Source organism: Actinomadura sp. 21ATH, assembly GCF_041951345.1.
In the GTDB taxonomy this organism is placed as follows: domain Bacteria; phylum Actinomycetota; class Actinomycetes; order Streptosporangiales; family Streptosporangiaceae; genus Spirillospora.
The window spans coordinates 95,431-120,242 of sequence record NZ_JBGNUR010000001.1 but is presented as its reverse complement, the minus strand read 5'-3'; the positions used below and the strand labels follow the sequence as shown (position 1 = coordinate 120,242).

Genomic DNA, 24,812 nt, shown 5'->3' with positions numbered 1-24,812 from the left:
CATAATGAACCGTGCCTACGTTGAGTGATCTGGTGCGGGATCACACCGATCTCACCGATGCCGACCTTGAGTGGCTGCACGCGCTGGTCTCGGACTGGCAGCTGCTGGCCGACCTGTCGTTCGCCGACCTGCTGCTCTGGGTCCCGCTGCGGTCGCCGGACGCGCTGCCGCCGGCGGAGGCGGCGTCGCGGCGGCGGGATCCCGGGGTGCCGGGGGCGGTGCACGGGTGGGTGGCGATCGCGCAGATGCGCCCGACGACGGGGCCGACGGCCTACCCGGAGGACCTGGTCGGCAAGATCGTGCGGACCGGGCGGCGCGGGCTGATCGACGTGGCGTGGCGGGAGCGCCGGATCGTCCGGGAGGGCGATCCGGAGTGGGGGAGCGGCATCCCGGTGCGGGAGGAGTCGATCCCCGTACGGCGCGGCGTGAAGCTCCTCGGCGTCATCCAGCGGAGCACGAACCTCAGCTCGGCGCGGACGCCGAGCCGGCTGGAGCTGACGTACCTGCAGAGCGCGAGCGACCTCGCGCAGATGATCGCGGAGGGGCGGTTCCCGGTTCCGGGCGAGGAGCCGAACATGGTCCGGTCGCCGCGCGTCGGGGACGGGCTGATCAGGCTGGACCGGGCGGGACGGGTCACCTACGCGAGCCCGAACGCGCAGTCGGCGTACCGGCGGCTGGGGTTCCCGGCCGACCTGGTGGGGGAGTCGCTGGGCGCGGTGACGACCCGGCTGTGCGACACCGGCGAGCCGCTGGAGGAGGCGCTGACGGCGGTGCTGAGCGGCCGCGCGCCGCGCGAGGTGGAGGTGGAGACGCGCGGTTCGGTGATGCAGCTGCGGACGATCCCGCTGGTGGTCGGCGGGACGCGGATCGGCGCGGTGGTGCTGTGCCGGGACGTGACCGAGCTGCGGTGGCGGGACCGCGAGCTGATGACCAAGGACGCCACCATCCGGGAGATCCACCACCGGGTGAAGAACAACCTCCAGACGGTGGCGGCGCTGCTGCGCCTCCAGGCCCGGCGGCTCCAGATCCCGGAGGGCCGGGCCGCGCTGGACGAGGCGGTACGGCGCGTCGGCTCGATCGCGATCGTGCACGAGACGCTGTCCCTCACCCCGGACGAGCTGATCGACTTCGATGACATCGCCGACCGCGTGATCATGATGGCGGGGGAGGTGTCGACGCCGGAGACGCGGGTCGCGCCCAAGCGGACGGGGAGCTTCGGGGTGCTGTCGGCGGAGGTGGCGACGCCGCTGGCGATGGCGCTGACCGAGCTGCTGCAGAACGCGCTGGAGCACGGCCTGTCCAACCGGTTCGGGACCCTGGAGGTCGTGGCGCACCGGTACGAGGAGGAAGAGGGGGAGCAGCAGCAGGAGGAGGAGGCGGCGGCGCCGCGGCTGGCCGTGGTGGTGTCCGACGACGGGGTCGGGCTGCCCGCCGACTTCGACGTGGAGAGCACCGACAGCCTGGGGCTGCAGATCGTCCGGACCCTGATCGTCGGGGAGCTGGGCGGCCGGCTGGACTTCCGGCGGCGGCCGGCCGGGGGCACCGAGGTCGTGGTGGACGTGCCGCTGGAGCAGCGCCGGCCGGGGGCGCCGCGCCCGTGACCGGGGCCCGCGACGCCGAGCGCCCATGGCGTGGCCATGGGCGCCGGGTGTGCCGCCGGGGCGCGGGGCTTTCCGACCCGGGGGTTCGGAAGCGGGCGCCGCTCCGGCCGGGCTCCTGCGTCTTCGGAGGAGTGGACCGTACGGGGGTGCGGGTCAGGCGGTGGCGTTCATGTTGGCGCGGGCGCGCATGCGGGCGGCGCGGCGCTTGAGGGCGCGGCGCTCGTCCTCGCCCATGCCGCCCCAGACGCCGGAGTCCTGGCCGGACTCCAGGGCCCAGGCGAGGCAGGCGTCGCTGACGTCGCAGCGGCGGCATACCTGCTTGGCCTCTTCGATCTGCAGGATCGCGGGCCCGGTGTTGCCGATCGGGAAGAACAGCTCGGGGTCCACGTCACGGCAGGCTGCGCGGTGGCGCCAGTCCATGCGGTCCACTCCTTCGTCAGGTGGAGGAAGACGACTCCACTTGTGAACTGGTTCACATGTCACGACCGCCCGAGCCGCTGGGTGGGGGCCGCGGGACGGAAGTCGGTGCGACGCGGCGATCAGGAGGCGGACTGCGCAGGGCTTCCCGTCGGCGAACGCACTTTGAGCGTGTCAGGGGGCTGTCACCAGACGCAAGACCTTGGAGAACTGTTTCTCGAAGTATGGATGTCGCATGTGTCACATCAGTGGGTCGGCGATGTTGCTTTCCGGTTAAACAACACCCGCGTCGACCTCATATGACGATCCGTACCGCCTTCGGCACCGATCGGAACGTGATGGTCTCGCACTCGCCCAGGTACTCGCCGTCCAGCTGGAACGCCATCGGACGGTCGGCATGCAGTGTGACCTGGGCCGCATCGTGCAGGTTGAGAACGTCCCTGCCGCGCACGGGGCGGGACCGCGCGGTCAGCATCCCGGCCAGCGCGCCCAGCACCGGGGCCACGTCCATCGAGCGCATCCCGAACACATCCAGCCCGCGCCCGAACTGCGCGCGCGGACTCGGATTCACCGGATAGGGACCCAGGAATGTCCACGGCGAGGTATTGCTGACGAACGCGAGAAAGAGCCCGGAAATCGTCGGCCGGCCCGGCACTTCCACGGTCAGCGGCGGCCGGCGCCGTTCCGTGCCGGCGAAGAATTGCCGGACTGCGGCGCGCACGTACAGCGACGGATCGGCCCTGGCACCCGCGAGCCGCCGCCGTTCCACCTCGCGGACGACCTCCGCGTCCAGCCCCACGCCCGCGCTGAACGTGAAGTACCGCTCGGCCTCGCCCGGCCGGCAGGCGGTGGCCAGGCCGACCGTCCGGTGCCGGCCCGCCCGCAGCGCCTCCAGCAGGGCGCGGGTCGCGCCCACCGGCTCGCCCGGCAGCCCGACGGCCCGCGCGAACACGTTCGCGCTCCCGCACGGCAGCACCGCCAGCGCGGGCAGGTCGGGGGACGGCCCCTTGGCCAGCAGGCCGTTCACGACCTCGTTGACCGTGCCGTCGCCGCCCACGGCCACCACGACGTCGTAGCGCTCCACCGCCGCCTGGCGGGCCAGTTCGACGGCGTGGCCGCGGTGGCCGGTCTCGGCGAGGTCCACGTCGAGGTCGCCGGACACGGCCCGCATCATCAGGTCGCGGGCCCGCCGGGAGGTCGAGGTCGCCTTGGGGTTGGCGATGAGCATCGCGCGCACGGCGCAAGCGTATCCACCGCGCCGGTGCGAGTAGGGTTTCGAGTTGTGACGAAACGCCCCATGACCGTGAACGCCGCCGCCGCGCTGGAAGCCGCCGAGGGCGCCACGGCGATCGGATTCGGCCTTTTCGTCGGCTTCGAGACGGTCATCGGCGAGGCGGTCGATCCCGCGAGCGCGATCGGGGTCACCGTGCTGGCGCTGGCCGGCGGCGCCGGAATGCTCGCGTGCGCGCGCGGCCTGCTCCGCGCCGAGCCGTGGAGCCGCGCGCCCACCGTTCTCACGCAGCTCTTCGCGCTGCCGGTGGCGTGGTCGCTGTGGCAGAGCGAGCAGCCGCTGCTGGCGGTGCCCCTCGGCCTGGCCGCCGTCCTGACGCTGGTGCTCGCCCTGAGCCCGCCCAGCACCGACTGGCTCGTCGAACGCCCCGGCGACCCCGGCGACCCCGGCGACGAGGAAGCCCCGGCGGACGCCGGGAGCGCGGCGGACACGGCGCCCGGCAAGGAAAGGCCGGAGCAGGACACCGGCAAGCGGCCCACCTGATCTTCGGGGGCCGCCTGCCGGTCACTCGTGCCGCCCGTTCGCCTCCGGGGCGCTGTCAGGCGCCCCTGCGGCTCACTCGTCGGCGGTGAGCCCCTCGCGGAGCTGGGCCAGCGTGCGGGCCAGCAGCCGGGATACGTGCATCTGCGAGATCCCCAGCTCGGCGGCGATCTGCGACTGCGTCATGTTGCCGAAGAAGCGCAGCAGCAGGATCTTCTTCTCGCGGGCGGGCAGCTTCTCCAGCAGCGGCTTGAGGGACTCGCGGTACTCCACGCCCTCCAGCGACTCGTCGACCATCCCGAGCGAGTCGGCCACCGCGGGCGCGTCCTCGTCGCCGGAGTCGGGGGCGTCCAGCGAGACCGTCGAGTAGGCGTTCGCCGACTCCAGTCCCTCCAGCACCTCCTCCTCGCTCATCTGCAGGTGCGCGGCCAGCTCGCTGACCGTCGGCGCCCGCCCCTCGCGCTGCGCGAGATCGCTGATCGCCTTGGTCAGGGAGAGCTTCAGCTCCTGCAGCCGGCGCGGGACCCGCACGGCCCAGCCCTTGTCGCGGAAGTGCCGCTTGATCTCGCCCACGATCGTCGGCGTCGCGTAGGTGGAGAACTCCACCCCGCGCTCCAGATCGAAGCGGTCGATCGACTTGATCAGGCCGATGGTGGCGACCTGGATCAGGTCGTCCAGCCACTCGCCCCGGTTGCGGAACCGGCGGGCGAGGTACTCCACCAGCGGCAGGTGGAGCTCGACCAGCTGGTCGCGGATGCGCTGGCGCTCAGGGTCGCCCTCGGGCAGCTCGGCCAGGCGCTCGAACAGGGCGCGGGCGCGCGCACGGTCCGGTACGGCGCTCTCGGTCCTCTCGGCGCGCTCGGTCCGCTCGGTGGGCTCAGTGCGCTCGGCGGGTTCGGTGCCCTCGGCGGGCTCGTTCCCGGCGCGCTCGTTTCCCGCGTCGTTGGCCACGGTCGTCTTCTCTGTCACGGGGCCCCCGCCGTACCGCGGCGCTTCTGCAGCGTCACGGTGACCCGGTCGTCCGCGCCCGCCTGGGCGTCGACCTCGCCGGCAAGCGAGGACAGCACCGTCCAGGCGAAGGTGTCGCGGCTGGGCTCGGCGCCGTCCACGGTGAGGACCGACACCGCGATCCGCATCGCCTCTCCCGTCAGTTCGAACTCGCAGGTCAGATCGGTTCCCGGCACCGCCTGCGCGAGCAGCATCGCGCACGCCTCGTCGACGGCGATCCGCAGGTCCTCGATCTCGTCCAGCGTGAAGTCGAGGCGGGCGGCGAGCCCCGCGGTGGCGGTTCTCAGAACCGAAAGATACGCACCGGCGGCGGGCAGCTTCACCGTCACCACATCACGCACGGACAACTTCGTACCGGCCGGCATGGCCGCGGTCTCCTCGGTCACTTCACTCCCTCGCAGGATTGGGTCCCGCTCCTTCGAAACTACCGCCTGCGCGGCCCTCTGGGAGACTTCGGCGCGCGCGGCTTCGGCGGCAATGTCCGTGGACACCTCAGTTGTCGCAGGGCAAACACCGGCCCGCCGAGAAATAGATCACCCGCGGGCGAGCCGCGTCAGCGCGTCCCCCGTGAGCCTGTACGTGGTCCACTCGTCCTGCGGGCGGGCGCCGAGCGACTCGTAGAAGCCGATCGCCGGCGTGTTCCAGTTGAGGACGGCCCACTCCACCCGCCCGTACCCGCGCTCGTCGGCGATCCGGGCCAGCTCGGCCAGCAGCGCCCGGCCGAGCCCGGTCCCGCGGGCGGCCGGGTCCACGTACAGGTCCTCCAGGTAGATCCCGTGGCGGCCGAGCCAGGTGGAGAACGTCAGGAACCACAGCGCGAAGCCGGCGACCTCGCCCTCGTGCTCGGCCACGTGCGCGAACACCTTGGGGTCGTCCCCGAACAGGCTCGCCCGCAGGTCCTCCTCGGTGGCCTTCACCTCGTGCAGGGCGCGCTCGTACTCGGCGAGGTCGCGGACGAGCTTCAGGATGGCGGGAACGTCGTCGGGCGTAGCAGGGCGAATCATGCCCGCCAGGCTATCCGGGGACGGGAAAGGGGCCGCCCGGCGGACGGGCGGCCCCTGGAGCGGGCGTCAGCCCTGCTTGGTCTCCCAGAAGATCTTGTCGATCTCCGCGATCTTGCTCAGCAGCTCCTCGGCGACCGCCACGTCCATGCTGGACTTGGTGCCGCCACCGCCACCGGCCAGCTTCGTGGCCTTGTTGAACAGCTCGTGGAGCTGGGGGTACTTCTCGAAGTGCGGCGGCTTGAAGTAGTCGGTCCACAGCACCCACAGGTGCTCCTTGACCAGCTCGGAGCGCTGCTCCTTGATGTTGATGGCGCGTGCGCGGAAGACCGGGTCCTCGTTCGCGGCGTACTTCTCGCAGATCGCCTTGACGGACTCGGCCTCGATGCGGGCCTGCGCCGGGTCGTAGACACCGCACGGCAGGTCGCAGTGCGCGGAGACCGTGGTCTTCGGACGCAGAAGGTTGACGAGCACCTGCGTTTCCCTTCCCTCGTTTCGGATCATGCTCAGGGCCCCGACATTACTCTTGTGGCCCCGGCGCCGTACGGCCAGGGCGCTCGGTATTTCGGCCTAGGACCCGCGGGGTCCGGCCGGTCCTGTGACCTGTCTCACCGATAGAGGGCGAGGTATGCCGAGGTGCGGTCTCCGCTTCGGGCGATGGCGGTGGCGGGGGAGTCGATGCTGCCCGCGCTGCGGCCGGGCGACCTGCTGCTCGTACGGTACGGCGCCGCGCATGTGACCGCGGGCGACCTGGTGGTGGCCCGCCACCCGGAACGGGACGGGCTGCTGACGGTCAAGCGGGCGGCGCACCGCGACGGGGACGGCTGGTGGCTGGAGAGCGACAACCAGCGCGCGCCGGGCCGGCAGGACAGCTGGGACTTCGGCGCCGTGCCGGACCGGCTGGTGGTGGGGCGCGTGGTGGCGCGCTACTGGCCGCCGTCGCGGCTCGCGGTGTTCCCCGCGGGACGCTCCGCGCCGTCGTCGTGACCGGGGCCCCGGCGGCCGTTGCGGTGGGCCACCAGCGGTTCGGTCACCCGGGGCTGCTGCGGGCGGTCGGCGGCGGCCACGCCGTGCCGGCTCGCGGCGCAGCGGTCGGAGCAGTAGCGCCGCGAGCGGTTGGCGGTGGTGTCGAAGAAGACCCGGCCGCAGCCCTCGGCGCGGCAGGTGCCGAGCCGGTCGATGCCCTGCTCGCCGATCTTGACGGCCAGGCCCATCGCGGCGCGCGCGGCGTACCGGTCGGGGATGGAGCCGGCCTCGTTGAGGTGCACGTGCCAGCCGTGGTCGTCGTGCCGGGACAGCTGCGGGTGGATCGGGTGCTGGATGAGCAGCGAGTTGAGGCGCTCGACGGCGCCGTCCTCGTCGCCCGCGCCGGCGGCCGCGAAGATGGCCCGCAGCTGGTCGCGCAGGCCGCGCATGGTGTCGAGGTCGCGGTGCCCGACGCGGCCGCCCAGATGCGGCTTCTGCGCCACCAGGGCGGTGAGGCCCTGGAGGTCGCGCAGGCCGTCGCCGGCGCGGTCCTGGGTGTTGACGAGCTCGATCGCCAGGTCGGCGTAAGAGGCGAGGTCCACATGAACTCCTGACGGAGTCGACCCTGATCGGACGTACGGTCATTCCCCCCTGCCGAGTATTACACCCTGTACGTCGAATCGGCCCGGCCTATGTCGCGGCCGATATGAAATATCGTCCGGTGCGGAGCGTGACAAGACGGGAATATCACGGTTGAGAGGCGGGAGTCGCCGCAGGTTATCCACGTCTGCCGTGATCGTCGACTTTGCACATGATTACGGCCTGTGTCGCCCTGAACCAGGCGACACAGGCCGAAACCCGTGAAAATCAGATGCGGTTGACGCCCTCGGCGCGGGCCTGCTCGGCCACCGCGGCGGTGACGGCGGGGGCGACCCGCTCGTCGAACGGCCCGGGGATCACGTAGTCGGGGGCCAGGTCGTCGCCCACGATGGCGGCCAGCGCGTCGGCCGCCGCGAGCTTCATGCCCTCGGTGATCGTGTGCGCCCGGACCTCCAGGGCGCCCTTGAAGATGCCGGGGAACGCGAGCACGTTGTTGATCTGGTTGGGGTGGTCGCTGCGGCCGGTGGCGACGACGCGGGCGTGCTTGCGGGCCACGTCCGGCTCCACCTCGGGGGTGGGGTTGGACAGCGCGAAGACGATCGCGTCCTCGGCCATCGTGGCGACGCAGGCTTCCTGGACGGTGCTGCCGGACAGGCCGATGAACACGTCGGCGCCGCGCAGCGCCTCCTCCGTGGAGCCCTTGAGCCCGGCCTTGTTGGTGTCGGCGGCCAGCGCCTCCTTGATCGGGTTGAGCCCGTCCCGGCCGGCGTAGATGAGGCCCTTGCTGTCGGAGACGGCGATGTCGCCGATGCCGGCGTTCAGCAGCATCCGGGTCACGGCCACGCCGGACGCGCCGGCGCCCGCGACCACGGCGCGCAGCTCGGACAGCGGGCGGCCGGTCAGCCGGGCGGCGTTCTTGAGCGCCGCCAGCGTGACGATCGCGGTGCCGTGCTGGTCGTCGTGGAAGACCGGGATGTCCAGGGCGGCGCGCAGCCGGTCCTCGATCTCGAAGCAGCGCGGGGCGCTGATGTCCTCGAGGTTGATGCCGCCGAAGCTGGGGGCCATCCGGATCACGGTGTCGACGATCTCGTCCACGCCGGTGCAGCCGAGCGCGATCGGGACCGAGTCGACGCCGGCGAACTCCTTGAAGAGGAGGGACTTGCCCTCCATCACGGGCATGGAGGCGGCCGGGCCGATGTCGCCCAGGCCGAGGACGGCGGTGCCGTCGGTGACGACCGCGACGACCTTGGAGGTCCAGGTGTACTCGTGGGCCAGCTCGGGGTTCTCGGCGATGGCCGTGCAGACCCGCGCCACGCCCGGGGTGTACGCGAGGGACAGGTCGTCCTTGTCGCGCACCGGGATGGTCGAGCGGACCTCCAGCTTGCCGCCGCGGTGCAGCGGGAACGCCGGATCGTCGTCGTAAGAATGCGGTTCGGTGGAATTGGGCTCAGCAGCCACAGCGACCCCTGTCAGTGAAATGTGGGATTTCGGGCGATGCCGCCGCGGTGGTGTGGTGTGGTGGCCGGTCACCTGGAGGGCATCTCGCGACGTACGGGGGTCACCCGTTGTCCGATTGTGCCACAGTACGGCCCGCCGCCCATGGGCCGCGGGGGGTGGTGGCCGTCACGTCCGTGACACGGAGTGATGACTCCGGTGCGACACGTGAGAAGATCTTGGTCGGTGCACGGGGCCGCCCGAATAGCCTTGTTGTCCGATTGTTTCGGAGCCTTTATCCAGATCACGCCCGGTGTACGCAAAACTATGCAACACCGTTTGGATCCTCCGAGATCCACCGATACCAGACTGGAGGGGACCTGTGACCACTGGTTCTCTGCGCCGCCACATCGTCACGGCGAGCGCGCTTGTGCTGACGGGCGCCCTCGCCCTGTCGGCCTGCGGGGAGAAGGAAGAGCCCGGGGCGGGCGAGAAGATCACCCCGACCGGCGGCGCCGACTCCCGGCTGGCCGGCATGGTCCCCGCCGCGATCAAGGCGGACGGCAAGATCGTCATCGGCGTCGACTCGTCGTACGCGCCGAACGAGTTCCTGGCCGCCGACGGCAAGACCGTCGAGGGCTGGGACCGCGAGCTGTTCGACGCCGTGGCCGCCAAGCTCGGCATCAAGGCCGAGTGGGTCACCTCCAAGTTCGACGACATCATCCCGGGCGTGCAGTCCGGCAAGTACGAGGCCGGCGTGTCCTCGTTCACCATCAACCCCGAGCGCAAGCAGCAGGTCACGATGGTGAGCTACTTCAACGCCGGGACGCAGTGGGCGACCAAGAAGGGCAACCCCGCGGGGATCCAGCCCGACAACGCCTGCGGCAAGAAGGTCGCCGTGCAGAAGGGCACCGTCCAGGTCGAGGACATCGAGAAGAAGTCCAAGGCCTGCGAGGACGCCGGCAAGCCGAAGATCCAGATCGACCAGTACCAGGGCCAGGACCAGGCCACCGCCGCGATCGTGTCCGGCAAGGACGACGCGGGCCTGGCCGACTCGCCGATCATCGCGTACGCGGTCAAGCAGACCAACGGCCAGCTCGACCTGCTCGGCGACATCTACGAGGCGGCGCCGTACGGGTTCGTGGTCAAGAAGGAGGAGACGCAGTTCGCGCAGGCGATCTCCGAGGCGACCAAGGCCCTGCAGCAGGACGGCACGTACAAGAAGATCCTGGAGAAGTGGAACGTCCAGGCGGGCGCCATCAACGACTCGGCAGTGAACCCCTGATCCCATGACGCATTCAACCGAGGACTCCTCGGCGGAGCGGGCACGGCCGGAGGCCATCGCGGCCGTGCCCGTCCGGCATCCGGGGCGCTGGGTCGCGGTGGCGGTCATCGCGGTGCTGACCGCGATGTTCGTCAACATGCTGGTGACGAACGAGAAGTTCCAATGGTCGTTCATCATCGACAACGCGTTCCGGCCCAACATCATCGAGGGCGTCCGCACCACGATCCTGCTGACCGTCCTGTCGATGGTCATCGGCGTGCTGATGGGCGTCGGCCTGGCGGTCATGCGGCTGTCGCCGAACCCGGTCCTCAGCGGCGTGGCCTGGCTCTACACCTGGTTCTTCCGGGCGGTCCCGCGGCTGGTGCTGGCGATCCTGTTCGGCAACATGGGCATCCTGTACGCCCAGTACGACGTCGGCGGCGTCCCGTTCGCGGGCTTCTTCAGCGACCTGCTGGGCGTGAACCTGAACGGCACGCTGTTCAGCCTGGACGCGCGGACTTTGCTGACCGGCTTCATGGCGGGCCTGCTGGCGCTGGCGCTGTCGGAGGCCGCGTACATGGCCGAGATCGTCCGGGCCGGGATCCTGTCGGTCGACCCCGGCCAGAGCGAGGCGTCGGCGGCCCTCGGGATGTCGCGCTTCCAGACGATGCGCCGGGTGGTGCTGCCGCAGGCGATGCGGGTGATCATCCCGCCGACCGGCAACGAGACGATCGCGATGCTGAAGGACACCTCGCTGGTGGCCTTCGTGCCGGTCAGCAACGAGCTGTTCTTCCAGCTCCAGGCGGTCGGCAACCGGACGTTCCAGGTCTTCCCGATGCTGATCGCGGCGTGCGTCTGGTACCTGATCCTGACCAGCTTCCTGCTGGTGGGCCAGTACTACATCGAGCGCCACTTCGCCCGCGGCTCGGCGGCGGGCGGCGGGCGGCAGCGGCGGCGGCCGAGGCAGGACGGCCCGGGGCCGGAGCGGCCCGTTCCGGCGGCCGCCGGCATCGACCTCAAGAAGGGGGAGGGGCCGTGACGGATCAGTCCGCGGTGGACACCGGGGCCACCGAGGTCGTCGACGACTACATGGTCCGGTCCGAGAACGTCCACAAGAGCTTCGGCCGGCTGGAGGTGCTCAAGGGCATCGACCTGACGGTGCGGCCGGGCGAGGTGATGTGCGTCATCGGCCCGTCCGGCTCGGGCAAGTCGACGTTCCTGCGCTGCATCAACCACCTGGAGAAGATCGACGCCGGCCGGCTCTGGGTGGCCGGGCACCTGGTCGGCTACCGGGAGAAGAACGGCAAGCTGTACGAGCTGCGCGACCGCGAGGTGTCGGCGCAGCGCCGCGACATCGGCATGGTGTTCCAGCGCTTCAACCTCTTCCCCCACATGACGGCGCTGGAGAACGTCATGGAGGCGCCCTGCCGGGTGAAGCGGGAGTCCAAGGCGCAGGTGCGCGAGCGCGCGCTGAAGCTGATGGACCGGGTCGGCCTGGCCGACAAGGTCGACGCGTACCCGGCGCAGCTGTCGGGCGGGCAGCAGCAGCGGGTGGCGATCGCGCGGGCGCTGGCCATGCAGCCCAAGCTGATGCTGTTCGACGAGCCCACCTCGGCCCTGGACCCGGAGCTGGTCGGCGAGGTGCTGGAGGTCATGAAGGACCTGGCGCTGGACGGCATGACGATGGTCGTGGTGACGCACGAGATCGGGTTCGCGCGGGAGGTCGGCGACTCGCTGGTCTTCATGGACGGCGGCGTGATCGTCGAGCAGGGCGCGCCGCGCGAGGTGCTGGCCAACCCGCGGCACCCCCGCACGCAGGACTTCCTCTCGAAGGTCCTGTAGGGCCGATCCCGCAGGGGCCCGCCCGGGAGGGGCGGGCGCCCCGGCACGAGCGTGGCCGCGCCCCGCGGAATAGGGTTCGGGCATGTTCGCAGTCACGGCTACGCAATTCGACGCAGACGATCCGCTGAACGGCCTGACGCTGGGGGACCGGCCCGAACCCGAGGTCCCCGCCGGCTGGACCACCGTCACGGTGAGGGCGACCGCGCTCAACCACCACGACCTGTGGTCGCTCAAGGGCGTGGGGCTGAGCGCCGAGCGGCTCCCGATGATCCTGGGCTGCGACGCGGCCGGGGTGGACGAGGACGGCAACGAGGTCATCGTCCACTCGGTGATCGGCGACGCCGACCGGGGCGGCGGCGACGAGACGCTCGACCCGAAGCGGTCGCTGCTGTCGGAGTCCCATCCCGGCACGTTCGCCGAGCGGGTCGCGGTGCCGCGGCGCAACCTCGTCCCGAAGCCGGCCGAGCTGTCGTTCGCCGAGGCCGCGTGCCTGCCGACGGCGTGGCTCACCGCGTACCGGATGCTGTTCGACAAGGCGGACCTCCAGCCGGGCGCGACCGTGCTGGTGCAGGGCGCCGGCGGCGGCGTCGCGACCGCGCTGATCACGCTGGGCGCGGCGGCCGGCTACCGGGTCTGGGCGACCAGCCGCAGCGAGGGCAAGCGCAAGCGGGCGCTGGAGCTGGGCGCGGACGCGGTCTTCGAGTCCGGCGCGCGGCTGCCGGAACGGGTCGACGCCGTCATGGAGACGGTCGGCCAGGCGACCTGGTCGCACTCGCTGAAGTCGCTGCGTCCCGGCGGCCGGATCGTGGTCTCCGGGGCCACCAGCGGCCAGGTGCCGCCCGCCGAGCTCAACCGGGTCTTCTTCCTCCAGCTGTCGGTGGTGGGCTCCACGATGGGCACCCGCGACCAGCTGGGGCGGCTCGCGCGGTTCCTGGCCAAGAGCGGCGCCCGGCCGCTGATCGACCGCGAGCTGCCGCTGTCGCGGGCGCGCGAGGGCTTCGCCGCGATGAACGAGGGCGACCTCTTCGGCAAGATCGTCTTCACGCCCTGAGCGGCGCCCGCCAGAAGTCAGAGGCTAGAAGCGGTCGCGGATCCGGTCGCGGGTCTCGTCCAGCATCGCCTGGACGGCGTCCAGCGCGTCGTCGTCCAGGCGGGCCTGCCGGGTCTGCGCGCGCACGTCCTCGACGAACGAGTGCAGCAGCCGGTCCAGCTTGAGGCGGGCGACGTCCTCGTGCGAGCCGGTCGCGGTCTTCCACGCGTCCTCCCAGGTGCGGCGCCACTCCTCCTTCCACGCCGTGGTCTGCTCGCGCCAGTGGTCCCGCTGGCGCCGCCACTCGTCCTTCTGCCGCTCGGTGGTCTCCTTCCAGACGTCCTTGGTGTCCTTGGGCGTCGTGCGCCCCTGGTCGCGCATCGTCCGGGCGGCCTGGGTGAGCTCCTCGCGCAGCGACCGCACGGTCTGCCGCACGTCCTGCTGCACCTCGCGGGCGAACTCCTGGGCCGAGGCGGAGATCTCGTCCTCCAGGTCGGCCAGCTCGTCCATCCGGCGCTCCAGCTCCTCGCGGCCCTTGTCGGTCAGCGAGTAGACCTTCTTGCCCTTGACGACCTCGTGCGAGACCAGCCCCTCGGACTCCAGCCGGGCGAGCCGCGGGTAGATCGTGCCGGGGGAGGGGGAGTAGACCCCGAGGAAGCGGTCCTGCAGCAGCCGGATGACCTCGTACCCGTGCCGCGGGCTCTCCTCCAGCAGCTTGAGCAGGTACAGCCGCAGGCGGCCGTGACCGAAGACGGGGCTCAACTCACTTCTCCATTCCGGGTGTGCCGATCTCGGACGGGTCGCCGCGCCCCAGCAGCGCGACGCTCCCCGAGACGGTGTTGACCGACAGCCTCCCGGAGCCGTCGCCGAGCGTGCCGCTCACGCTCCTGGTGACGGCGCGCTCCTCGCGGTCCAGGGCGAACGACGTCTCGATCCGGCCCGCCGCCGAATGCAGCGAGACCTCGGCGCCGGCCGATTCGGGGATCCGCAGCGCGACCTCCCCGGAGACCGTGTTGACCTCGATCCGCCCCTTGGCGGCCAGGTCCACGTCCGCGGCGATGCGGCCGCCGACCGTGCGCGCCGCGAGCGTGTCGACGGCGCCGCCCGCCAGCGCCAGGTCGCCGGACACCGACGTGAACGACACCTTCCCGTCCAGCCCCTGCGCCTCGATCGCGCCGGACACGGTGTTGGCGTCGATGTCGCCGGTCACCCCGTCCAGCGTCACGTCGCCCGCTGCGCTCCGGATGGACGTGCGGGCGGTCATCCCGGTGACGACGGCGTCCGCGGAGACCAGGTTGAGCGTCACCGGGCAGTCGCGCGGTACCGTCACGGTGATCGCCGCCCGGGTCTTGTGGGTGCGCAGGAAGCTCAGCACGCCCTCCCACAGCCGCTCATGGGTGATCGTCAGCATCCCGGCCTCGTGCCCGATCACCAGTGGCGGCCCCTCGACGTCCCCGACCAGCACCGACGGCCGTTCCTCGGACGCCAGTACGGAGATGCTCCCGGCGATGAGGGTGGCCTTGAGCGCCACCACGCCGTCGAAGTCGAGCGTCGCCGGTTCGTCGATCGTCCAGCGCGACATCGTGCCCTGCCTTTCCGAGCGCCTGCGTCACGGTTTGGGGCTGCAAGTACCAGTAAACACGATATGTCGCGTCCCTGGGAAGTCAAGATGTATCGCGTTTCGCGGTGCCGGACCCGGCCGGGCTCAGTCCTCGTCGTCCTCGTCGTCCAGCCGCGCCAGCCACGTCGCCAGCCGCTCGACCGGGGTCTCGAACTCGGGGTTCAGATCCACGAACTCCCGCAGCCGCTCGGCCAGCCAGCCCAGGCTGACTTCCTCGCCCCCGCGCCGCTCGACCAGCTCCTCGATCCCCCGGTCGGTGAAGTACATGCCGTCGCTTCTCTCTCGTTCCGCCGCGACAAGCCGAGGGCCCCGGCAGACCGCCGGAGCCCTCGGGACGCGCCGCGTACCTACTGGTACCTACTGGGCCTACTGCTTGTCCTGCTTGTCGCCGAACAGCCGCGCGAGCAGCGCCTCCTGCTCCGCCTGGTGCAGCTTGGCGGAGCCCACCGCCGGGGACGACGAGGCGGGACGCGACACCCGCTTCATGTTCAGCCCCTCGATGTGGTGCGAGAGCTTGAGCGCCATGAACGGCCAGGCCCCCATGTTCGCCGGCTCGTCCTGCACCCACACCACCTCGGTGCCGGCCGGGTACTTGGCCAGCTCCGCCTTGATCTCGTCGACCGGCGGCGGGTACAGCCGCTCCACCCGCACCACGGCCGTGTCGTTCGCACCGGCCGCCTTACGGGCGTTCACCACGTCGTAGTAGATCTTGCCGGTGGTCAGCAGCACCCGCCGCACGCCGGCCGGGTCGATCGCCGGGTCGCTCTCCGGGATGACCGGCCTGAACGCGCCGCCGGTGAACTCCTCGACCGCCGACGCCGCCGCCTTCAGCCGCAGCAGCGACTTCGGCGTGAACACGATCAGCGGCTTGCCCCGGCCCGACAGCACCTGCCAGCGCAGCAGGTGGAAGTAGTTGGCCGAGGTGGTCGGGTAGACCACCGTCATGTTGTCCTGCGCGCACAGCTGGAGGTAGCGCTCGATCCGGGCGGACGAGTGGTCGGGCCCCTGGCCCTCGTACCCGTGCGGCAGCAGCAGCACGACGCTGGAGCGCTGCCCCCACTTCTGCTCGCCCGACGAGATGTACTCGTCCACGATCGACTGGGCGCCGTTCGCGAAGTCGCCGAACTGGGCCTCCCAGGCCACCAGCGCGTCCGGGCGGGTCATGGAGTAGCCGTACTCGAAGCCCATCGCCGCGTACTCGCTGAGCAGCGAGTCGTGCACGTAGAACTTCGACACGCCCTGCCCGAACTGCTTGAGCGGGGTGTACTCCTCACCGGTCTTGCGGTCCACCAGCACCGCGTGCCGCTGGCCGAACGTCCCGCGCCGCGTGTCCTGGCCGACCAGCCGCACCGGCCGGCCGTCGATCAGCAGCGAGCCGAGCGCCAGCATCTCGCCGGTCGCCCAGTCGATCGCGTCGTCCTCGACCGACTGCACCCGGCGCTGCAGGATCGGCTGCAGCCGCGGGTGGACGTTGAAGCCCTCCGGCAGGCTGAGCTGCGACTCGATGATCCGCTTGACCGTCTCACCGCTGATCGCCGTCCCGGCCGAGCCGTGGTCGATCGGGATGCGCTCCTCGACGTCCGGCTTGATCACCGCACCCGGCTCCAGCGGCTTCTTGGCCGCCTCCCGGGTCTCGGTGAACGCCCGCTCCAGCTGGAGCTGGTAGTCGCGCAGCGACTCCTCGGCCTCCTCGACCGTGATGTCGCCGCGGCCGATCAGCGCCTCGGTGTAGAGCTTGCGCACCGACCGCTTGGCGTCGATCAGGTCGTACATCAGCGGCTGGGTGAACGAGGGGTTCTCGCCCTCGTTGTGGCCCCGCCGCCGGTAGCAGATCATGTCGATGACGACGTCCTTCTTGAACGTCTGCCGGTACTCGAACGCCAGCCGCGCCACCCGGGCGCACGCCTCGGGGTCGTCGCCGTTCACGTGGAAGATCGGCGCCTGGATCATCCGCGCCACGTCGGTGGAGTAGACGCTGGAACGCGAGTACTCCGGCGCCGTGGTGAACCCGACCTGGTTGTTGATGATCACGTGCACGGTGCCGCCGGTGCGGTACCCGCGCAGCTGCGACAGGTTCAGCGTCTCGGCCACCACGCCCTGGCCGGCGAACGCGGCGTCACCGTGGATCAGGATCGGCAGCACGCTGAAGCCGGCCTCACCGACGTCCAGGATGTCCTGCTTGGCGCGGACCACGCCCTCCAGCACCGGGTCCACCGTCTCCAGGTGGGACGGGTTCGCGACCAGCTCGGTGCGGATCCGGGACCCGTCCGCCGCGACGAAGTCGCCCTCGGCGCCCAGGTGGTACTTCACGTCGCCGCTGCCCTGCGCGCTCCGCGGGTCCAGGTTGCCCTCGAACTCGCCGAAGATCTGCGCGTACGACTTGCCGACGATGTTGGCCAGCACGTTCAGCCGGCCGCGGTGCGCCATCCCGATGACGACCTCGTCCAGCTTCGCCTTCGCCGCGGCCGAGATCACCGAGTCGAGCAGCGGGATGACCGACTCGCCGCCCTCCAGCGAGAACCGCTTCTGCCCGACGAACTTCGTCTGCAGGAACGTCTCGAACGCCTCGGCCGTGTTCAGCCGGCGCAGCACGTGCAGCTGCTCCTCGCGCGACGGCTTCTCGTGCGGGACCTCGATCCGCTCCTGCATCCAGGCCCGCTCCTCCGGGTCCTGGATGTGCATGTACTCGATGCCGACGGTCCGGCAGTACGCCATCCGCAGCACGCCGAGGATCTCGCGCAGCTTCATCGTCGGCTTGCCGCCGAACCCGCCCGTCGCGAACTCCCGCTCCAGGTCCCACAGCGTCAGGCCGTGCTGCAGGATGTCCAGGTCGGGGTGGCGGCGCTGCTTGTACTCCAGCGGGTCGGTGTCGGCCATCAGGTGGCCGCGGACCCGGTAGGCGTGGATCAGCTCGTGCACCCGGGCGACCTTGGCGACGTCGTCGTCGTGCGACGCCGAGATGTCCTTGACCCAGCGGACCGGCTCGTACGGGATCCGCAGCGCCTCGAAGATCTCGTCGTAGAAGCCGTCCTCGCCCAGCAGCAGCTGGTGGATCCGGCGCAGGAAGTCGCCGGACTGCGCGCCCTGGATGATCCGGTGGTCGTAGGTGGAGGTCAGCGTCATCACCTTGCTGATCCCCATCCGCGACAGCGTCTCGGAGGAGGCGCCCGCGAACTCGGCCGGGTACTCCATCGCGCCCACGCCGATGATCGTGCCCTGGCCCGGCATCAGCCGCGGCACCGAATGGACCGTGCCGATGGTGCCCGGGTTGGTCAGGCTGATCGTCGTGCCCTGGAAGTCGTCCAGCGTCAGCTTGTTGCCGCGCGCCTTCCGGACGATCTCCTCGTACGCGGCCCAGAACTGGCGGAAGTCGAGCGTCTCGGCCGCCTTGATGCTCGGCACCACCAGCTGCCGCTGCCCGTCCGGCTTCTGCAGGTCGATCGCCAGGCCGAAGTTCACGTGCTCCGGCCTGATCAGCACCGGCTTGCCGTCCACCTCGGTGAACGCCGCGTTCATCTCCGGCATCGCCGCCAGCGCCCGGACGATCGCGTAACCGATCAGGTGCGTGAACGAGACCTTGCCGCCCCGCCCCCGCTTCAGGTGGTTGTTGATCACGATCCGGTTGTCGATCAGCAGCTTGGCCGGCACGGCCCGCACGCTGGTCGCCGTCGGCACCGCCAGGCTCGACTCCATGTTGGTGGCCGTCCGCGCCGCCACCCCGCGCAGCCGCACCTCCTCGGCGCCCGCGGGCACCGGCGGAGCCGCCGGCTTCGCCTTCTCCGCCGGCTTCGGAGCGGGCTTCTCGGCCGGCTTCGCCGCCGGCGCCGCCTTGGGCGGCTCGGCCGGTGTCGGCGGAGCGGCCGCGGTGCCGTTGGCGGCCTTGGCCGCACCGTCGGTGGCCTGGGGTGCCCCCGGGGAGGCGGGAGTCGCGGCCGGCCGGGAGTCCGGCTGGTAGTCCGCGAAGAAGTTCCACCAGGCTTCGTCAACCGAGTTGGGGTCTTCGAGGTACTTCTGGTACAGCTCGTCAACCAGCCACTCGTTGGCACCGAAATCGGTCATCTTGGGGTCGGCACTAGTTTGCGACGACTCTGTCGACACGGCGGAGATCGCCCTCTTCCGCAGCTCGCAGGTGAGTTCTGAGACAGGTCAAGGCTACTCGCTTTGATTGAGTGCCCTTGGCGTCAGGCCCCTGAAGGGCCTTCCTTCGGCGGGCTCTCGGCGATCGCTGCATCGCTCCGACTCGCCTAGAGGCTCGCTGCGCGATCGGATTCTCGCAGGCTCGAATCCGGCTTCGCACGCGATCGCAACGTTTCGGTCGCCGGTGGTCGTTGTCGGGCGGTGGCTGAGGCCGACTACACCAGGCGTTGCGATCGCGTCCGAAGGCAGGTTCGAGCGTGAGCGAGAACCTGATCGCGCAGCGAGCCGTCAAGGCGAGTTCGGAGCGATGCCAGCGATCGCCGCGTCGCCCGCCGAAGGAAGGCGTCCAACGCCTGACGCCAAGGGCTGCGCAATCAACTCAGTGGGTGTGGGGGGCGACCGTGGGGCCTTCGCTGGCCTGGACCAGAACGAAGCCCTGGCCCTGGAAGGCCAGCTGCATGGCCTCGCCGCTGCCCCGGCCGATGAGGGCGCCCGCCTTGAAGGTCTTGTTGACGCCCACGTGGAGACCCTGGCTCCACGCGACGGCGGACTGGCCGTCGACGAACGTGGGGGCGCGGCCGCAGTCCAGCATCACGGGGGTGCCGTGGGTGGTGAGGGCGACCCAGCCGGTGCCCTGGAGGGTGGTGTTGAACAGGCCGCCGGCGGCGATGCCCGCGCCCTGGACGCGCTGGATGTCGGACTGGAGGTGGGCGTCGTAGGCCAGGATGTTGGAGCCGTTGACCGTCAGGCCCTCGTTCTCCAGGTAGAAGAGGTGGATGTCGTCGGCGTCGTTGGCGACGAACAGCAGGCCCTGTCCCTTGACGCGCATGGTCGGGACGCCCTCGCCCGTCAGGGCCTTCTTGAGGAACTTGCCCATGCCGCCGGAGCCCTCGTAGTCGAACTCCATCTGGCCCTGGAACGCGACCATGGAGCCCTGGCGGGCCAGGACGTCGCCGTTCAGGTGGATCCGGAGCATCTTGGAGTTCTGGAGGGCGAAATGACCGGGCAGCTGCTGGCCCTGGTCCATGTTGTTGAAGAAGTTGCTGCGCATCGCGGTCGGGCCTTTCGTGTCGCGGAGGGAAGTGATCTCCAGTGCGACCCGTCAGCATAACGACAGGTCGGGGACAGTCTTGGACTAATTCTCCGACGGGGCAATCCGGGCGGGCGTTCCCGGCGAAGTACAGGTGTGAGAGATGACGCCGCGCCCCGGGCCGGGCGCACGACCGGCGAACGCCTGGTCGCGCGCCGTTACCGGCTGCTGGGGGAGCTGGGGCGCGGCGGCATGGGCGTCGTCTGGCGGGCCCGGGACGAAGTCCTGGGGAGGGAGGTCGCCGTCAAGGAGGTGCTCATGCCGGCCGGGCTGACCGAGGCCGAACGGGCCGCGCTCTCGCAGCGCGCGGTGCGCGAGGCGCGTTCGGCCGCCCGGCTGAGCCACCCGGGGGGTGGTGACCGTCTTCGACGTCGTGGTCGAGGAGGCCCGCCCCTGGGTGGTCATGGAGCTGGTGGAGGGCCGCTCCCTGCGGCAGGAGATCCGGCGAGGGGGTCCGCTCCCGCCCGATCGCGCCGCCCGGATCGGCCGGCAGCTGCTGGGGGCCCTGGGAGCGGCCCACGCCGTCGGGATCCTGCACCGGGACGTGAAGCCCGGGAACGTGCTGCTGGCCGACGACGGCCGGACGGTGCTGACGGACTTCGGCATCGCGGTGATCGAGGGGGAGGCGACGCTGACCCGGGAGGGCGGCGTGCTGGGGTCCCCGGCGTACATCGCGCCGGAGCGGATGCGCGGCGGGCGGGCCCGGCCCGAGTCCGATCTGTGGGCGCTGGGCGCGACGCTGTACGCGGCCGTCGAAGGACGCACGCCGTTCCACCGGGACGATCCGGTGGCCGTTTTCGGCGCGGTGCTGACCGAGGAGCCGGACCCGCCGCTCCGGGCGGGGCCGCTGCGGCCGGTCCTGGACGGCCTGCTCCAGAAGGACCCGGTGCGGCGGATGCCGGCCGGCGTGGTGGAGGCGCTCCTGCTCGTGGCCGGTGGGGACGACCCGGATCCGTCCTGGCCTGTGCCGGGTCGTCCCAGCATCCCCGTTCCGGCCCGGGTCCCCTCTCCGCCCGCCGTCCCGCCCGCCGCGCCGGCCCCGCCGGCGGTGCTGCGTTCGGAGGGGCTGCCGGAGCCGCTGTTCACGCCGTGGCGGGTGGGCGGGGTCCTCGTCTACGTGGGGATCGCGCTCGTCGTCGCGGGGGCGCTCGTGGTGATGTTCATGGCGCGGTGAGCGTCCAGTCGATGAGCGGGCCCTTCGGGACGACGCCGGACGGGTTGATCATGCGCTGGGTCGCGTAGTAGTGGCGCTTGATGTGGTCGAAGTCCGTGGTCTCGCCGAACGCGGGGATCGCGTAGAGGTCGCGGGCGTAGCGCCAGAGGTTGGGGTAGTCCGCGAGGCGCCTGATGTTGCACTTGAAGTGGGAGAAGTAGACCGTGTCGAAGCGGGCCAGGGTGGGGTAGAGGCGGACGTCGGCCTCGGTGAGGTCCGCGCCGAAGAGGTAGCGGCGGTCCGCGAGGCGCTCCTCCAGGGCGTCGAGGGTCGCGAAGAGGGCCTCCACCGCTTCGTCGTAGGCGTCCTGGGCGGTGGCGAAGCCGGCCTTGTAGACGCCGTTGTTGACGGTCTCGTAGATCCGCTCGTTGAGGGCGTCGATCTCGGGGCGGAGGCGCTCGGGGTAGAGGTCGGGGGCGCCGGGGGAGTGCAGGGCGGTGAACGCCGTCTCCATCGCGATGGTGATCGCCGGGAAGTCGTTGGTGGCCAGGCTTCCGGTTCTCGCGTCCCAGACGCAGGGGACGGTGTAGCGGCCGTCGAAGTCCGGGTCGGTGGCCTTGTAGAGCTCGGACAGGAAGGTCGCGCCGGTCACCGGGTCGGGCTCGGGGAAGCGCCAGCCGCGCTCGTCGCGGATCGGGTCGACGACGCCCACGCCGATCGCGTCCTCCAGGCCGAGGAGGCGGCGGACGATCAGGGTGCGGTGCGCCCAGGGGCAGGCGTACGAGACCAGCAGGCGGTAGCGGCCGGGCTCGGCGGTGAGCTCTCCGGTGAAGCGGTTGGGCTGCCGGACGAAGCGCCCGGCGGCCATCTCCTTCTCGACCGTCGTCATGCTCCGGAATCTACCCGGGCGGACGGGCGGCCGAAGATGGGCGGCAGGTCCAGGAACGTGCGGATGCCCGGTTCGGCCGCGCAGACGACCGGGACGGCGTTGAGGGCGTGCGCCGCGCCGGCCGAGATGGCGTTGGAGACCCAGTCCTCCTCGGTGCTGAGCGTGATCGAGGGGCGGCCGTCGACCCGGATCGCGTAGCCGGGGGCGCCCCATTCGGGGACGCGGGCGGCGTCGGCCTTGTGGATCTGCTCGATGGTGATCACCGGCCGGCCGCCCGCCATCGCGCTGAACGTCCAGCGGGACGCGGCGACGCCGCCGCGCGGCACGGTGCCGGCGGCGATCTCGAACTCGGCGGGCGCGAGCCGGTGGTCGGTGTCGATGTCGATGCCGTCGAGTTCCAGTCCGAGGCCCTCGGCGACCAGGTGCAGGCTCTCGGAGACCAGCGTGCGCATCGCGCCGCGGATCGTCCGCCGGGTGCGCAGGTACGCCTCCTCGGTCTTGCCGAAGCCGAGCAGCTGGTGGACCATCCGGCGGGAGGGGTGGCCGGAGAAGTCCGAGCACTCGCGGACGTAGACGTGGTTGATGCCGCGGGCGAGGCGGGAGAGCGTGAGCGGCATCAGGTCGGACATGAAGCCGGCGCTGACCCCGGTGCCGTGGATGGTCGTGCCGCCGCGCTTGCAGGCGTCCTCCAGCTCGGCGGCCAGGTGGGGGCCGTGCGCGCGGGGGTTGACGTAGCCGTGCGTGGCGATGACGTTCTTGCCGGCGGCGAGCAGGGCGCAGACGGTGCCGCTGTCGCCGAGCGGGTCGCCGTCGGGGCCGGGGGCGTAGATGACGCAGTCGGCGTCGAGCGCGAGGATGTCGGCCGGGTCGGCGGTGGCGGTGATCCCGGTGGGCGGCCGGCCGGCCAGCTCGCCGGCGTCCAGGCCGACCTTGGCGGGGTCGTAGACCAGCACGCCGGCCAGCTCGAAGTCCGGGCGTTCCAGCATGCCGCGGATGGCGGCGCGGCCCAGCGCCCCGGTGGCCCACTGCACGACCCGGTACGGGCGAGCGGTCATCGACGGTCCTCCCGGCTGTCCGTGGTGGAGGAGCCTACGCCGAACGTTCGTGGATCGCCCTGTTTGTTCCACGTTTTTCCCGTGGCGGCGGGCCGGCGCGCGGAATCGTGCCTCGGGCCCCGAATCCGAGCGGGATTCGGTCAGGTGGTACCACTGGGTAACCCCCGGATGGTTACCTAGGACCCGGAGGGTGCGGCCCCCGGGCCGCCGTCGCGAGTGAGGAGACAGGATGTCGGAACTGCGCTACGACGGTCGCGTCGCCGTCATCACCGGAGCCGGGCACGGCCTCGGCCGGCAGCACGCGCTGGAGCTGGCCGCGCGCGGCGCCAAGGTCGTGGTGAACGACCTCGGCGGCGACCGGTCCGGAGCCGGGTCGTCGGCCGGTCCGGCCCAGGACGTGGTCGAGGAGATCAAGAAGAACGGCGGCGAGGCCGTCGCCAGCCCCGACAACGTGGCCACCCCCGAGGGCGCCGGCGCGATCGTCCAGGCCGCGCTGGACGCCTTCGGCAAGGTCGACATCGTGATCAACAACGCCGGCATCCTGCGCGACAAGTCGTTCAAGAACATGTCGCCCGAGGAGTTCGACGCGGTCATCGCGGTGCACCTGCGCGGCTCGTTCCTGGTGGCGAGCGCCGCCTGGTCGCACCTGCGCGAGCAGGGGTACGGCCGGATCGTCAACACCTCGTCGCCGGCCGGCCTGTTCGGCAACTTCGGCCAGGCCAACTACAGCACGGCCAAGATGGGCCTGGTGGGCTTCACCAAGACGCTCGCCCACGAGGGCAAGAAGTACAACATCAAGGCCAACGCCATCGCGCCGGTCGCCTGGACCCGGATGACCGAGGACCTGCTGCCGGCCGACTTCGCCGACAAGCTGGGCGTCGAGCAGGTCACCCCGCTGGTGGCCTACCTCGTGCACGAGAGCCTGGAGGACTCCGGCGAGGTCTACACCGTCGGCGGCGGCCGGGTGGCGCGCGTCCTGGTGGCCGAGGGCCCCGGATACGGCCAGAAGGAGACGCTGTCGGTCGAGGACGTCCGGGACAACTGGGCGGCCATCAACGCCACCGAGCCGCTGACCGTCCCCGCCGACATGGGCGCGCAGATGGGGCCGCTCATCCAGCAGCTCGGCTCCTGACCCGTGGGCGATCTCCGGATCGACCGGCGGGACGGGGTGCTCGTCATCACCCTGGCCCGCCCGGAGCGGCTCAACGCCGTCACGGGCGCGCTGACCGAGGAGATGCTCGACGTCCTGAACGAGCTGATGCGCGACTCCTCGACCCAGGTGGTCGTCCTCACCGGCGAGGGCCGCGGCTTCTGCTCGGGCATGGACCTCCAGGGCGGCGGCGAGGGCGACGGCGGCGAGGGCCGGGTCCAGCGGCTCTACCACGGCATCGCCCGCGGCGGCGAGGTGACCGCCCGGCTGCGGGAGATCCCGCAGCCGGTCATCGCCGCGCTGCACGGCCCGGTCGCCGGCATGGGGGTCTCCTGGGCGCTGGCCTGCGATCTGCGGGTGGCCGACCCGACCACCCGGTTCGTGGTGCCGTTCACGAACCTGGGGCTGTCGGCGGGCGACTGCGGGCTGTCCTGGCTGCTGCCGCGGCTGGTGGGGACGGCCCGCGCGGCCGAGATCTTCTACCGGGCGCAGCGGCTCGACCTGGACGCCGCGCGCGGCCTCGGGCTCGTCACCGAGGTCGCGGAGGAGGGCAAGGACCTGGAGGGCGCGCTGGCGCTCGCCGGGGAGCTGCTCGCCAAGTCCCCGTACGGGCTGCGGCGCACCAAGGAGCTCCTCAACGCCTCCCTGGACGCCCCGGGCCTGCGCCGCCAGCTGGCGGCCGAGACCGGGATCCAGACGATGGCGTTCTTCACCGAGGACCTCGCCGAGGGGATGGCCGCGACGATGGAGAAGCGCGCCCCCGAGTTCAGGAACCGCTAGCCC

General features: G+C 71.3%; 25 protein-coding genes. 10 read left to right on the top strand and 15 right to left on the bottom strand.

What is annotated here, in order from left to right; genetic code table 11:
• Positions 1–11 precede the first annotated feature (11 nt).
• Positions 12–1,601, top strand: a complete 1,590-nt coding sequence (locus ACA361_RS00545; RefSeq protein ID WP_375009727.1) for a sensor histidine kinase — start codon at positions 12–14, stop codon at positions 1,599–1,601.
• Positions 1,602–1,754: 153 nt separating this feature from the next.
• Here ACA361_RS00545 and ACA361_RS00540 read toward each other — a convergent pair whose 3' ends face one another.
• Together ACA361_RS00540 and ACA361_RS00535 are read right to left on the bottom strand one after the other, a co-directional pair.
• The gene (locus tag ACA361_RS00540; protein ID WP_375009726.1) at positions 1,755–2,021 is read right to left on the bottom strand and encodes a WhiB family transcriptional regulator; all 267 of its coding nucleotides are present in this window, start codon (positions 2,019–2,021) and stop codon (positions 1,755–1,757) included.
• 292 nt (positions 2,022–2,313) lie between these two features.
• Positions 2,314–3,255: a diacylglycerol/lipid kinase family protein gene (locus ACA361_RS00535; RefSeq protein ID WP_375009725.1), complete on the bottom strand. Its 942-nt coding sequence runs from the start codon at positions 3,253–3,255 to the stop codon at positions 2,314–2,316.
• A gap of 60 nt (positions 3,256–3,315) precedes the next feature.
• On the opposite strand from ACA361_RS00535, the gene ACA361_RS00530 reads away from it, so the two are divergent.
• On the top strand, positions 3,316–3,792 hold the full coding sequence (locus ACA361_RS00530) for a hypothetical protein (RefSeq protein ID WP_375009724.1): 477 nt from the start codon (positions 3,316–3,318) through the stop codon (positions 3,790–3,792).
• A 72-nt stretch (positions 3,793–3,864) separates the two neighbouring features.
• On the opposite strand, the gene ACA361_RS00525 is transcribed toward ACA361_RS00530, so the two are convergent.
• The 4 genes from ACA361_RS00525 to sodN form a co-directional block, all read right to left on the bottom strand.
• Positions 3,865–4,596 (bottom strand): RNA polymerase sigma factor SigF, encoded by a 732-nt coding sequence (locus ACA361_RS00525; protein WP_149264974.1) that lies wholly within the window; start codon positions 4,594–4,596, stop codon positions 3,865–3,867.
• 158 nt (positions 4,597–4,754) lie between these two features.
• Entirely contained in the window at positions 4,755–5,183 is a 429-nt protein-coding gene (locus ACA361_RS00520) for an anti-sigma factor (protein ID WP_366623675.1), read from the bottom strand.
• Positions 5,184–5,330: 147 nt separating this feature from the next.
• Positions 5,331–5,801, bottom strand: coding sequence for a GNAT family N-acetyltransferase (locus tag ACA361_RS00515; protein ID WP_375009723.1), 471 nt, complete (start codon positions 5,799–5,801; stop codon positions 5,331–5,333).
• 66 nt (positions 5,802–5,867) lie between these two features.
• Positions 5,868–6,302 (bottom strand): superoxide dismutase, Ni, encoded by a 435-nt coding sequence (gene sodN / locus ACA361_RS00510; RefSeq protein ID WP_375009722.1) that lies wholly within the window; start codon positions 6,300–6,302, stop codon positions 5,868–5,870.
• A gap of 132 nt (positions 6,303–6,434) precedes the next feature.
• On the opposite strand from sodN, the gene sodX reads away from it, so the two are divergent.
• A complete protein-coding gene (gene sodX, locus ACA361_RS00505; protein ID WP_375009721.1) occupies positions 6,435–6,785 on the top strand; it encodes a nickel-type superoxide dismutase maturation protease in 351 nt (116 codons plus the stop codon).
• On the opposite strand, the gene ACA361_RS00500 is transcribed toward sodX, so the two are convergent.
• Both ACA361_RS00500 and ACA361_RS00495 read right to left on the bottom strand, forming a co-directional pair.
• On the bottom strand, positions 6,725–7,366 hold the full coding sequence (locus tag ACA361_RS00500; RefSeq protein ID WP_375009720.1) for a CGNR zinc finger domain-containing protein: 642 nt from the start codon (positions 7,364–7,366) through the stop codon (positions 6,725–6,727). The genes sodX and ACA361_RS00500 overlap by 61 nt on opposite strands.
• A 265-nt stretch (positions 7,367–7,631) precedes the next feature.
• Complete coding sequence (locus tag ACA361_RS00495; protein WP_375009719.1) at positions 7,632–8,822, bottom strand: NADP-dependent malic enzyme; 1,191 nt, start codon at positions 8,820–8,822, stop codon at positions 7,632–7,634.
• A 358-nt stretch (positions 8,823–9,180) separates the two neighbouring features.
• Between ACA361_RS00495 and ACA361_RS00490 the strand changes: the two genes are divergently transcribed.
• The 4 genes from ACA361_RS00490 (at position 9,181) to ACA361_RS00475 (ending at position 12,955) form a co-directional block, all read left to right on the top strand.
• Complete coding sequence (locus tag ACA361_RS00490; protein ID WP_375009718.1) at positions 9,181–10,083, top strand: ABC transporter substrate-binding protein; 903 nt, start codon at positions 9,181–9,183, stop codon at positions 10,081–10,083.
• Positions 10,084–10,087: 4 nt separating this feature from the next.
• Entirely contained in the window at positions 10,088–11,101 is a 1,014-nt protein-coding gene (locus ACA361_RS00485; protein ID WP_375009717.1) for an amino acid ABC transporter permease, read from the top strand.
• A 50-nt stretch (positions 11,102–11,151) separates the two neighbouring features.
• On the top strand, positions 11,152–11,904 hold the full coding sequence (locus tag ACA361_RS00480; protein ID WP_375010868.1) for an amino acid ABC transporter ATP-binding protein: 753 nt from the start codon (positions 11,152–11,154) through the stop codon (positions 11,902–11,904).
• A gap of 82 nt (positions 11,905–11,986) precedes the next feature.
• Positions 11,987–12,955 carry a zinc-binding dehydrogenase gene (locus ACA361_RS00475; RefSeq protein ID WP_375009716.1) on the top strand — a complete coding sequence of 323 codons (969 nt, stop codon included), beginning with the start codon at positions 11,987–11,989 and terminating at the stop codon, positions 12,953–12,955.
• Between the two features lie 24 nt (positions 12,956–12,979).
• Here ACA361_RS00475 and ACA361_RS00470 read toward each other — a convergent pair whose 3' ends face one another.
• The 5 genes from ACA361_RS00470 to ACA361_RS00450 form a co-directional block, all read right to left on the bottom strand.
• Positions 12,980–13,696, bottom strand: a complete 717-nt coding sequence (locus ACA361_RS00470) for a helix-turn-helix transcriptional regulator (protein WP_375009715.1) — start codon at positions 13,694–13,696, stop codon at positions 12,980–12,982.
• Position 13,697: 1 nt separating this feature from the next.
• Entirely contained in the window at positions 13,698–14,516 is an 819-nt protein-coding gene (locus tag ACA361_RS00465) for a DUF4097 domain-containing protein (RefSeq protein WP_375009713.1), read from the bottom strand.
• A 123-nt stretch (positions 14,517–14,639) separates the two neighbouring features.
• Complete coding sequence (locus ACA361_RS00460) at positions 14,640–14,822, bottom strand: DUF6104 family protein (RefSeq protein WP_375009712.1); 183 nt, start codon at positions 14,820–14,822, stop codon at positions 14,640–14,642.
• A 99-nt stretch (positions 14,823–14,921) separates the two neighbouring features.
• A complete protein-coding gene (locus ACA361_RS00455) occupies positions 14,922–18,614 on the bottom strand; it encodes a multifunctional oxoglutarate decarboxylase/oxoglutarate dehydrogenase thiamine pyrophosphate-binding subunit/dihydrolipoyllysine-residue succinyltransferase subunit (protein ID WP_375009711.1) in 3,693 nt (1,230 codons plus the stop codon).
• A gap of 457 nt (positions 18,615–19,071) precedes the next feature.
• Positions 19,072–19,743, bottom strand: coding sequence for an AIM24 family protein (locus tag ACA361_RS00450; protein WP_375009710.1), 672 nt, complete (start codon positions 19,741–19,743; stop codon positions 19,072–19,074).
• A gap of 394 nt (positions 19,744–20,137) precedes the next feature.
• Between ACA361_RS00450 and ACA361_RS00445 the strand changes: the two genes are divergently transcribed.
• Complete coding sequence (locus tag ACA361_RS00445; RefSeq protein WP_375009709.1) at positions 20,138–20,956, top strand: serine/threonine-protein kinase; 819 nt, start codon at positions 20,138–20,140, stop codon at positions 20,954–20,956.
• Here ACA361_RS00445 and ACA361_RS00440 read toward each other — a convergent pair.
• Both ACA361_RS00440 and ACA361_RS00435 read right to left on the bottom strand, forming a co-directional pair.
• Positions 20,943–21,824 carry a glutathione S-transferase family protein gene (locus tag ACA361_RS00440; RefSeq protein ID WP_375009708.1) on the bottom strand — a complete coding sequence of 294 codons (882 nt, stop codon included), beginning with the start codon at positions 21,822–21,824 and terminating at the stop codon, positions 20,943–20,945. The two genes, ACA361_RS00445 and ACA361_RS00440, sit on opposite strands and share 14 nt — an antisense overlap.
• Positions 21,821–22,879 (bottom strand): dihydrodipicolinate reductase, encoded by a 1,059-nt coding sequence (locus tag ACA361_RS00435; RefSeq protein ID WP_375009707.1) that lies wholly within the window; start codon positions 22,877–22,879, stop codon positions 21,821–21,823. The genes ACA361_RS00440 and ACA361_RS00435 overlap by 4 nt, the downstream gene beginning before the upstream one ends.
• Positions 22,880–23,108: 229 nt before the next feature.
• On the opposite strand from ACA361_RS00435, the gene ACA361_RS00430 reads away from it, so the two are divergent.
• Positions 23,109–24,011 carry an SDR family oxidoreductase gene (locus ACA361_RS00430; RefSeq protein WP_375009706.1) on the top strand — a complete coding sequence of 301 codons (903 nt, stop codon included), beginning with the start codon at positions 23,109–23,111 and terminating at the stop codon, positions 24,009–24,011.
• A 3-nt stretch (positions 24,012–24,014) separates the two neighbouring features.
• The gene (locus tag ACA361_RS00425) at positions 24,015–24,809 is read left to right on the top strand and encodes an enoyl-CoA hydratase/isomerase family protein (protein ID WP_375009705.1); all 795 of its coding nucleotides are present in this window, start codon (positions 24,015–24,017) and stop codon (positions 24,807–24,809) included.
• The last annotated feature ends 3 nt before the right edge of the window (positions 24,810–24,812 follow it).

Coding starts and splice junctions, on each gene's coding strand:
- sodN (WP_375009722.1), bottom strand. CDS start 6,302: ATGATCCGAAACGAGGGAAGGGAAACGCAGGTGCTCGTCAACCTTCTG.
- ACA361_RS00480 (WP_375010868.1), top strand. CDS start 11,152: ATGGTCCGGTCCGAGAACGTCCACAAGAGCTTCGGCCGGCTGGAGGTG.
- ACA361_RS00485 (WP_375009717.1), top strand. CDS start 10,088: ATGACGCATTCAACCGAGGACTCCTCGGCGGAGCGGGCACGGCCGGAG.
- ACA361_RS00450 (WP_375009710.1), bottom strand. CDS start 19,743: ATGCGCAGCAACTTCTTCAACAACATGGACCAGGGCCAGCAGCTGCCC.
- ACA361_RS00515 (WP_375009723.1), bottom strand. CDS start 5,801: ATGATTCGCCCTGCTACGCCCGACGACGTTCCCGCCATCCTGAAGCTC.
- ACA361_RS00465 (WP_375009713.1), bottom strand. CDS start 14,516: ATGTCGCGCTGGACGATCGACGAACCGGCGACGCTCGACTTCGACGGC.
- ACA361_RS00435 (WP_375009707.1), bottom strand. CDS start 22,879: ATGACCGCTCGCCCGTACCGGGTCGTGCAGTGGGCCACCGGGGCGCTG.
- ACA361_RS00475 (WP_375009716.1), top strand. CDS start 11,987: ATGTTCGCAGTCACGGCTACGCAATTCGACGCAGACGATCCGCTGAAC.
- ACA361_RS00540 (WP_375009726.1), bottom strand. CDS start 2,021: ATGGACTGGCGCCACCGCGCAGCCTGCCGTGACGTGGACCCCGAGCTG.
- ACA361_RS00440 (WP_375009708.1), bottom strand. CDS start 21,824: ATGACGACGGTCGAGAAGGAGATGGCCGCCGGGCGCTTCGTCCGGCAG.
- ACA361_RS00455 (WP_375009711.1), bottom strand. CDS start 18,614: ATGACCGATTTCGGTGCCAACGAGTGGCTGGTTGACGAGCTGTACCAG.
- ACA361_RS00430 (WP_375009706.1), top strand. CDS start 23,109: ATGTCGGAACTGCGCTACGACGGTCGCGTCGCCGTCATCACCGGAGCC.
- ACA361_RS00530 (WP_375009724.1), top strand. CDS start 3,316: ATGACCGTGAACGCCGCCGCCGCGCTGGAAGCCGCCGAGGGCGCCACG.
- ACA361_RS00460 (WP_375009712.1), bottom strand. CDS start 14,822: ATGTACTTCACCGACCGGGGGATCGAGGAGCTGGTCGAGCGGCGCGGG.